Origin of the sequence: Salinicoccus siamensis, assembly GCF_042429615.1 — a bacterium.
GTDB classification, from domain to species: domain Bacteria; phylum Bacillota; class Bacilli; order Staphylococcales; family Salinicoccaceae; genus Salinicoccus; species Salinicoccus siamensis.
Map to the genome: position 1 here is coordinate 1 of NZ_JBHMAH010000030.1, position 10,831 is coordinate 10,831.

The 10,831-nt window shown below is 41.6% G+C and carries 3 protein-coding genes and 1 pseudogene; 2 read left to right on the forward strand and 2 right to left on the reverse strand.

Features of this window, described 5'->3' with window-relative positions; translation table 11 throughout:
• The first annotated feature begins 100 nt into the window (after window positions 1–100).
• Window positions 101–7,588, forward strand: coding sequence for a Cna B-type domain-containing protein (locus ACFFLE_RS09385; protein WP_380570845.1), 7,488 nt, complete (start codon window positions 101–103; stop codon window positions 7,586–7,588).
• 215 nt (window positions 7,589–7,803) lie between these two features.
• Here the strand turns inward: ACFFLE_RS09385 and ACFFLE_RS09390 are convergent, their stop codons facing one another.
• Window positions 7,804–8,457, reverse strand: coding sequence for a class A sortase (locus tag ACFFLE_RS09390; RefSeq protein ID WP_380570846.1), 654 nt, complete (start codon window positions 8,455–8,457; stop codon window positions 7,804–7,806).
• Between the two features lie 98 nt (window positions 8,458–8,555).
• Window positions 8,556–9,734: an IS256 family transposase gene (locus tag ACFFLE_RS09395; protein ID WP_372909181.1), complete on the reverse strand. Its 1,179-nt coding sequence runs from the start codon at window positions 9,732–9,734 to the stop codon at window positions 8,556–8,558.
• A gap of 294 nt (window positions 9,735–10,028) precedes the next feature.
• Here ACFFLE_RS09395 and ACFFLE_RS09400 point away from each other — a divergent pair.
• A pseudogene (locus tag ACFFLE_RS09400) lies at window positions 10,029–10,640 on the forward strand (IS30 family transposase); the annotation flags it as partial.
• Window positions 10,641–10,831: the final 191 nt, after the last annotated feature.

Below are 10,831 nucleotides of genomic sequence, written 5' to 3' on the forward strand. Positions count from 1 at the left end.
TTGGTACTTTAAACATTAGAGGAAGATTCTGCTTTTTTCAATGTCAAGCACACATGATTAGGGAGAGCCAAAAATAAATATATTTAAGGAGTGGGAAAATGTGAAGAAACTTATTTTTATTTATGTTGCATTACTATTAATTTTAAGTTCAATCCTTACATCACCTTTATCTATGGTAGCTGCTGAGGTAACTAATGATGAGGAAAGTGTGGAGATTGAATCTGTAGATCCAAATGATGAGGGGGAAACAGACGTAACAGAAACAGAAGAATCTACTGAGAAGTCCAAAGAACCTGCTCCTGGTGCAGTCGATTCATCTGAAGCGGAACAAGAAGGAGCAGAAAAGGACAACACTAGTAAGAAAAGTTCAGAAGCCCAAAAAGAAGAGGTCGTTGAAGAAAAGCGTGGACTTTCAGTGGGTACTAAAAAAGCATTAAATTTGGAAGGAACATCCATTAGTAGTAAAAATCCAATTAAAGCAGAAGAAACATTCATATTAGAATTAGAAGCTCATCTATCCGAAAACCATAATTATGGAGTAGAAGACAAGGTTACATATAACTTGCCCGCTTCTCTTAATGTTGTTGAGACTGTCAATGATTTTGTAGCGTCTGATACTAATAACGTTGCGAGTTACACCGTCAACAGCAATGGAGTATTGGAAATTGAATTTTTAGAAGCGGTTGCAGTGTCAAGAAATGAAAACATGACGTTTACTGTTCAAGTGGCATTTGATTCAAATCATATTGCAGAAGGTGCACGAGAAGCGATTATTGATCCAATAAATAATGAGGATGCAATTATCGTTCCACTTGCGGTAGAAGAAACAGAAGAGGCAACAGAAGAATCAACAGAAGAGGCAACTGAAGAATCAACAGAAGAGACAACTGAAGAATCAACAGAAGAACCAAAAAAGGAAGCGAAAAAAGAGGGGTCAGCGAATAAAAAAGAAGCGAGAAAGAAGGAAGTTGCGCCTTTGGCCGAATTGACTCCAAACATTTTTGAGTTTAGGAGTTTAACCCATAACGGTGTTGAAATTGTAGATGGCTCTAACATTGATCTTAGTGATGGCACTGAAGTGGAGCTTATCTATGATTGGAATACTGAAGGGATGAATGCACAAAGTGGAGATACTGCAACGATTCAAATACCAGATGTTTTTGAACAGGTCTCTACGCCCCAAATTGAGCTTGTTACGAATGGTGTAAAGGTTGGAACATATCAGATTCAAAATGGACAACTGCAAATAATCTTCAATGACAACATTGAAGAAGGGTATGTTTCCAACGGTGAGTTGGGATTGAACTTAAAGTTTGACCTGCAAAAGTTTGAAGAAAATATCGAACAAATCATTAAGTTTAATGACACAAAAGGTACAGAATTAAAGGTGCTTGCCAAGCCGAATAATTTAGCAAGTGGTATTACAAAAGAAGGCCACCCTGACCGAAACCATAATGCAAAAGAAATTACTTGGACAATTGATGTGATAAATAACAGCGGCGAGGCAGTGACTACGGCGACACTGTCAGATATCTTGCCGGAAGGGCTTGGTACACCAGAAAACTTTGTTATAAATGAATTGTCTACAAATTTAAGTGGAGATAAAGTATTAGGCGTCGCCGTTGATACTATTACGCCTAACATCAGTGAAACAGGTTTTGAGATTGCTTTTGATAACCTCGGAGCTTACCAAGGTTACCGTGTACAATATACGACACCTATCACTGATAGGACTCAAACAGCCTTTACAAACGACGCCACGTTCTATGATGGGGAGTCAAATTTGCCTGCAGAGGCTACTGTTACAGGACTCACGGCAAGTAACCCAATCGAAAAAGCAGGCTCATATAACAAAAATACCGGTCAAATTGATTGGACTGTAGTCGTCAACGAAAACGGTTCTGCTATAGAAAACGCAGTTATAGATGATGTTTTACCAGAAGGACTGTCTGTAGACGAAGGGAAGTTTACAGTCAAAAAGTTTGTTGATGGTTCAAGTGCTGGAGAAATATCAGTGGATCCGAAAAGCTTCCCAATTGATCTCGGTGCTGTAGCTGCTAACGAGCACTTTGAAATCAGATTCAGTACAGATATAGATTACAGTAAAGTCAATGGCGGTGCCTATCAGTCTAATAACAGCTTCGAAAATATCGCAACATTGAGTGATGGCGATGAAGAAATCGGACGGGATGAGGCTGTAGTCGAATATAATAGGCAGCCGCTCTTGAAGAAAAAAGCATCTTCCAGTGGGATTGATTACGAAAATAAAAAATTGAGCTGGACTGTTGATTTAAACAAAGCACAGCACGAACTGAAGGATGTAGTTGTTACAGATACGCTGCCAGCTGGGTTGACACTTACAAAAGACGATATCGTCATCAAAAATAGTGAAGGCGAAAATGTAGATGTAGCCATGACAATAGCTCAGGGAGTTAAAGATAGTGAGGGTGGCGAAGTCACTTTTAATTTTGGGGATATCGGTACTCAGCATATAATTATTCAATATAATACTGAAATCACGGATTTCAGTAAAAACAAATTCTCAAATACCATTGGGATTGCAGGTGACGGAATTGGTGATGAAGAGCACAGTAATACCGTTCCCGTGAACCCTCCTGCAAACAGCTTCAATAAAAAATTCACAGGCATTGATTACAATTTAAAAACAATGAGTTGGAATTTAAAAGTCAACCCGATCAGAGAAGGTATAAAGTCACTTGTAATAGAAGATGATTTCCCGAATAAAGGGATGATTCTAATTCCTGAAACAGTGAAAGTTAGTCATTCTGCAGATGGGGAGTTGACACTTGGCGAAGATTATACTTTAGAGCCGAGAACTGAAGAGGGCGACACTGGATATCAAAAAGGATTCATCATTAAAATGATCGGCAATTACTCTACTTTGGACGGCGGATCTTTAGATGTTTCCTATAAAACTTCTTACGACCCTCAATTTGAAGTGGAAGGCAATACGTTGGATCCACATCTGAATGGAGAAGGGCAAGCGAAGTTATATTTAAATAAGGCGAATTTCTCAGGTGAAACAACAAGTGGCCATAACATTGATATAAATAGAAATGCTAACACTACTGTAAGAACTGATTCCTGGAACAGCGGTAAAAAGGAAGGTCAACTTGTTCATATAGACAATGAAAATAACGTCGTAAATGGTTGGAAGAATGGTACGGATCGTAAAGTTGCATGGCAACTGTACACCAACTATCAGCAACAAAATCTAGGCGAAAATGTAGTGGTTACAGATACTCTGCAGTATGAAGGGACTATTGATGCAGATAGTATTAAAGTATCCACATATAATGTTTCTTCAGACGGTAAAACTACCATTACGAATGAGGTTTTAGATCCGAGCACCTATAGCCTTGACGTAACAGGTAAAACATTTACGCTGACTTTTAATGAGGAAGTATCAGAGAGATATGTTATAGAATTTTTAACGACAGTGCCAAATGTATCTAAGGAAAACTACACCAACAAAGCGACGGTTTCAGTAGATGGTGAGGATTACCCTTACAGCGGTACTGTAAGTTACAAAAAATATAATGATTTCTTGGATAAATCGTCAATTGGACATGAAGGCTCGAATATCTATATCGGTGAAAACATTGATTGGCAAGTTCAAGTCAATGACAGTTTATCAATTATAGAAGATGCAGAAATTACAGATATCATAAGCGCCGGCCTGGAATATATACAGGGTAGTTTAAAGGTTTCGACAGTAGACGGGAATGTATTAAGTGAAGGCGAAGATTATGTTTTTTCCACCACAAAGACTGAGGACGGTAAAACAAGGCTTAATATTGAGCTGAGTGAAACTTTAAACCAAACACTAGTGCTTAACTATACCACGGCAGTGACCGCTGAAGACGGAGACACTGTAAATAATAAAGTAGACTTAAATGGTAATAGTATTGAAAGAAGAACGGTGTCCACTGAAGAATTGACTGCAGAGCAATTCAGTTGGGCTTCAGGAGAATTCAATCCAAAACGTGGTGCACTGGAAATCGTAAAACTGGATACTGAAACAGGAGAACCAATCGCAAACAATCCAGCTATGTTTGAGTTGTACTATGAGTTGAACGGGGAGAGGGTACTCTTCGCTGATGAAATTCAAACGGACGAGAATGGTAAAGTCCAAATTGGGAACTTGCCACTTAGAACATATTATCTTGTTGAAACACAAGCACCGACGGGCTATATCATCGATGAAACGGAAAAAGTCATTGAGATCACTCAGCCATATGGTAAAGAAAAAGTAACATATGATGCTAAGTTTAAAAATACGAAAAAGAAGACAGATGTTTCTGTAACTAAAAAATGGGACGATGCGAAAGATCAGGATGGGTTGCGCCCAGACACTATTGCGGTTCAGCTTCTTGCGAATGGAGAACCAGTGGAACAAGCTGTAACTTTATCAGCAAATAACGAATGGGCAAACACTTGGACAAATCTAGACGCCTACCAGTCCAGTGGAAAAGTAATTGACTATAGTGTTAAAGAAGTTAGCGTGCCGAAAGGTTATAAATCAACAGTGAGTAAGGATGATGACAACAATATCGTTGTTACAAATACACATAAACCTGAGACCACTGAAGTATCGGTCACCAAAGAGTGGGACGATGCGGATAACCAGGATGGTGTTCGCCCAGACACAGTCACGGTCAACTTGTTAAACGACAGTGAAATTGAAACGTCCGCAGTATTGAGCAAAGAAAATGACTGGACACATACGTTCAGCGATTTGCCAAAATTCGCTGATGGCGAAAAGCTTCAATACAGTGTGACTGAGAACACGGCTGAACAGTATTCGACTGAAATCAAAACCACAGAAACAGATAAAGGGTTCAACAGTGTCATAACCAACACATACACACCGAAAGAAACATCTGCGACTGTCACCAAAGTATGGCAAGATGGCAATAACCAGGATGGCAACCGACCAGACTCTATCATGGTCCAGCTTTCAGCAAATGGCGAAGCGTACGGCGATCCTGTGGCAGTCACAAAAGAGAACAACTGGACGCATACATGGTCCGGCCTCGATTTGAAATCTAAGGGCCAGAACATCAACTACACAGTTGAAGAACTAGATACACCAGAAGAGTATGAAGTGAGTGTAAACAACGAAGACCATGGTAACTTGATGATCACAAATGCTTACACACCTGAAGTGACTGAAGTATCGGTCACTAAAGAGTGGGATGACGCGGACAACCAGGACGGTGTCAGACCGGACGAAGTGACAATCAATCTGTTAAATGGCAGTGAAATTGAAACGTCCGCAGTATTGAGCAAAGAAAATGACTGGACACATACGTTCAGTGACTTGCCGAAGTACGCCAATGGAACAGAAATCCAATACAGTGTGACTGAGAACACGGCTGAACAGTATTCGACTGAAATCAAAACCACAGAAACAGATAAAGGGTTCAACAGTGTCATAACCAACACATACACACCGAAAGAAACATCTGCGACCGTCACCAAAGTATGGCAAGATGGCAATAACCAGGATGGCAACCGACCAGACTCTGTCATGGTCCAGCTTTCAGCGAATGGCGAAGCGTACGGCGATCCTGTGGCAGTCACAAAAGAGAACAACTGGACGCATACATGGTCCGGCCTCGATTTGAAATCTAAGGGCCAGAACATCAACTACACAGTTGAAGAACTAGATACACCAGAAGAGTATGAAGTGAGTGTAAACAACGAAGACCATGGTAACTTGATGATCACAAATGCTTACACACCTGAAGTGACTGAAGTATCGGTCACCAAAGAGTGGGATGACGCGGATAATCAAGATGGTGTTCGACCAGATAATGTAGAGATCAATCTTTTGGCAGATGGCGAAGTGGTTAAGACATCCGTGCTTGGCCCAGCTAGTGAGTGGGCGGAAGAATGGGCTTATACATTTACCGACTTGCCTGTATACAAAGAGGGTGAGGAGATTAATTATACAGTCACTGAAAACGCAGTGCCAGACTACACTGGAGAGATTCGTAAAGTTTCAGAGATTGGTTACGAATTTGTAGTGACAAACTCCCACACCCCAGACAAAACGGGTGTTACGGTTACTAAATCTTGGGAGGATTCAAATAACCAGGACGGTAATCGACCAGATTCAATCGAAGTGCAGCTCACAGCAAATGGTGAAAACCATCAAGAGCCAGTCGTTCTGACTGCAGAAGATGATTGGACATACACTTGGACTGATTTGGATATGAATTCAGATGGTGAGGCCATCAAGTATTCAGTGACAGAGTTGAATGTTCCAGAAGAGTATGAAGTGTCTGTAGACGATGAGGATCATGGAAACCTAATCATCAAAAACAGCTACGCTCCTGAACTGATTGAGATGTCTGTCCAAAAAGTTTGGGATGATAAAGATGATCAGGATAGAGTGCGTCCTGATAAAGTCGAGGTCAATTTACTGGCCAATGGCGAAAAAGTAAAAGAAGCTCATATCACTAAAGAAACTGACTGGCAGCATGTATTTACTGACTTGCCAAAGTACGAAAACGGTCAGGAAATTGTTTACACATTGACTGAAAATAGTGTTGACAACTATTCGTTGACTAGTAATGAATTTAACGAAGAAACTGAAGTGCATGAGCTTACGAACTCATATACACCAGAAGAAACGAGTGTCACGGCTACAAAGAACTGGCAAGATGCTGACAATCAAGAAAATGATCGTCCCGATACAATCAAACTACAACTGATTAAAGTGGTGGATGGTGAACGTGAGGCAGTTGAAAGTCCTGTGGAAGTCTCAGTTGAAACTGACTGGACATATACATGGACGGGCTTAGACAAGAATGCTGATGGAGAACCAATTCATTACACAGTAGAAGAAATGATTGAAGAGAAGCACGGTTCATATGAAGTGACAGTTAATGATGAAGAGAAAGGTAATATCATCATTACAAACTCCAGGACATATGAAACGGACCATAAGGTAGTTAAAAATTGGGATGATCAAGATAATAAGCATGATAAACGTCCAGATTCAATCGATGTACAATTATTCCAAAATGGTGAAGCCACAGGTGAGCCAGTAACATTATCAGAAGACAATAACTGGACTCATAAGTGGGAGAGCCTAGAGAAGTACGATCAGAACAATGAAGCATACGCATATACAGCGAAAGAAGTTGAAGTACCTAAAGGGTATACAGCTGATTCTAAGTCAAATGAAGAGTCTCCAAATACAACATTCATTACCAATACGTTAGATCCAATCGAGTCAGCAGATGACGGCAAAGACGAAGGCTCTGGCTCAGACAATGGTGAAGAAAGTGCTGGAGATCAGGAAAGTAATGGGGATAAAGAGGATACTCCAGACAAAGATGGCACTCAAGATGAAGGCAGTACCGAAGCAGAAGAAGATGCTGGAGATCAAGGAAGTAATGGAAATAAAGCAGATACTCCAGACAAAGATAGCACTGGAGACCAGGAAGGTCTCCCGGATACAGGTATTGCTTCTAGCGGTAATATTGCAATTATAGCTGCAATCCTGCTAATAGCTGGTGCTTCAATTCTATACTTTACAAGACGTAGAAGTTAAACATTATACGTGAGCATCCGACTTATTGTGATATGTTTTTAAGTAGCCCGTTTATAAAATGGCTATTTTAAAGAGAGCATACTAATTTGTCGGATGCTCTTTTTTATTCTTGAACATCAAAATAAACTGGATAGTCATAGACTATCCAGTTTATTTTTTCTTGTCAGTATTGATGGTCACTTGGATCTAATGCTGTGACTCCTTTATATTTTAAGTTATTCAACAATTTGTGCTTTAACAATCATTCTCTCTTCAAATAATAATGTCTCCGGATTATATTCATCACAAGTAATGAGTGTCAGTTCCTGAGGCGCATCTTCGGTCTGATCCATAACCTCAACTTGCGAAGGATTCACATCGAATATCTCTGTAATTTCATACTCCCTCACCTCGTCGCGTGTAATCAATTCTATAGCATCACCAATTTCAGCACGATCTAGGTAGTTAAAACGGATGCCTGCCCCTTCCACCCGGTGTCCAGCAATTGGAAGATTCTGCATGTCCAAATGGTCTTTCTCATGGACAAGTGAAATGCCGTTGCGCAATTTTTGGTCGGTAACTTCTCCATAATATAAGGGTTCACTGATATCTGCACTTTCTATATTTAATATGCCGGCCATATCATCAGTGAGACTGACATCTTGTGGAGACTGATCATTATCATCTGCACTATTGGATGTGTAGGGTTCAATCCCTGTAATGAAGGTTTCAAATGAATTGATTTCTACATCATCCCCATCATTCTTAAAGGCTTCAATTATCTTTTCATTTACTTTATCTGTAAAGTGTTCACGTATATCATTCCAGAAAAGTAGGATAATTGCTGTAGCGATAAATAATATCCCGATTATTCTTAATATTAATTTCATTACATGCCTCCTTATATTAAAGGATTTAAACTGTATGAGACCGTCAATAATTATGTGTAAATAGATAAAATCTTTTCTCGTATGTAATCACCGTGCGACTATTCTTTGAACATCGCCGTCAGTTCTGCCCGTGCCTGGTCGAATCCCAAATGACAACGGGTGGAGAAGCTCTGATTATAGATTTCGAACTGTGAGACCAGGAAACGGTCCAATGAATCTTCGTTCGGGAACTGCTCCTTGCGCTTACTGTATTTCTTCACCTTCTTATTGAATGATTCGATGAGGTTCGTTGAATAGATGCTTCTCCAAATGGATTTTGGGAAGTCATAGAAGGTGAAGATATAGGGATTGGATGCCAGTGATTGTGTCACTTTCGGGTAAGTCTTTTTCCATTTGTCGACAAAAGCTTGTAGCGCTTTCTCGCCCGATGCCCGGCTCTCTGCCCGGTATACTGACTTGAAGTCGTCACAGATTTCAGCCCGGTCAGCGACACGCACTTTATGGGAGATGCCACGGGACAGGTGTACACAGCACGCTTGGTACCGGGCGTCTGGAAAGACCGCAAAGATCCGGTCGGTGATGCCTTTCAAACCGTCAGAGATGAATAGAAGGACATCTTCGACCCCACGCGCTTTGACATCCTGGAGGACCTCCTCCCAGACAAATGCAGATTCTGTCGGGGCAACGGTATAGGCCAGCACTTCTTTCGATCCATCCTCCCGGATGCCCACGGCGATATAGACGGCTTCTTTGGAGACCGTGTCGCGTTTGAGGGCGATGTAGGTCGCATCCAGATAGATACAGGCATAGCGTGCAGCCAGCGGACGGTGCTTGAACGCATCCACCTGTTCACTCATCGCTTTCGTCATATTGGAAACGGTCTGAGGCGTGTAGTGATGCCCATACATCTTCTCAATCAGATCCGAAATCTCCGACATCGTGACGCCTTTTTGAAACATATGGATGACAAAGGATTCCAGCGTATCGTTCGCACGCTTATACGGAGCGACCGTCTGCTGATTGAATTCGCCATTCCGATCCCGGGGCATCGACAGCTCCAGGTTCCCATATTCCGTATGGAGGGTCCGGGTGTAGGTGCCGTTCCGTGAGTTCCCGGAGTTGAAACCGATACGGTCATATTTTTCGTAATCCAGGAAAGCAGAGAGTTCTGTCTGAAGGAGCGTATTGACCGCCGTCTCCAGATGCGTACGGAAAACTTCGGAGATGTCTTCTTTTTTTACTAGAGCCTGCATGATATCTGTTGTAAACTGAGTCATAGGGGAGGCCTCTTTTCTATGAATTGGTTGTGGTGACTTAATTCTACAAGAAAAGGGCTTCCTTTTTCTATTTATTCATTTACACAAACTATTTTACGCTCTCAACTGTATTTCTTAAATTTAAAGCGTTTTACGATATTCAGTATGTATGTCTAACTTACATAATAGAAAATTTTTAAGTGCCTGTTTTTTTACTGTACGCCGATTGTAAAATTAAGCTAGACACATAAAACGGTCACACATGATACACTCAAAATGGTTTTCCGACAAAAGAAATCATAGGAGTGATCATGCATGACCGACACCCATATTACCACGGATGAATTAGTATTCATAGAAGCCTATTTCCGACACGGAACTACCGTGGCTCAGATTGCGAAACGGCTCGGACGTGCCCGGCAGACTATCCACAATGTCATCACGCATTTCAAGGCCGGGCACACCGCCATCGACTACTATCAGCGCTATAAAGAAAATAAGAAGCGATGTGGTAGAAAACAAAGTGTCTTGCCGACCAGTCAACGGAAGTACATCGAAGAGAAGGTCGCTCAGGGCTGGACACCGGATGTGATCGTCGGCCGGCAGGAAATGTCAATTGACTGCTCGGGTCGCACGCTGTATCGCATGTTCAAACGGGAAACCTTTGATGCGGCCAAGCTGCCAATGCAGGGCAAGCGAAAACCGAATGGCCGTCAGGAACGCCGGGGCAGACAAGCCTTCAGGCGTAATATCTCTGAAAGAATGGATGACTATCCCACTTTCAATGAAGCGTTCGGCCATCTCGAAGGCGACACCATTGTCGGTGTCCGTCACAAGAGTGCGGTCATCACGCTGGTTGAGCGTCTGTCAAAAGCCATCATCACATTAAAACCCAAAGGCAGAACCGCACTGGATATTGAGGGCTCTTACGCTAAGTTGGGGAATGCTTATATATAGATTGTGATGAACATAGCCAAAATTTTAAATTTATAGTGGACGATAAAGCATACGCTGTCTCAATAGCCTGAAACCGGCCCGGCCATACATGATCCGTTTGATGGTCTTCAGCCGATTGACGTTCCCCTCGACGAAACCATTGCTTTCATTATACATCAGGG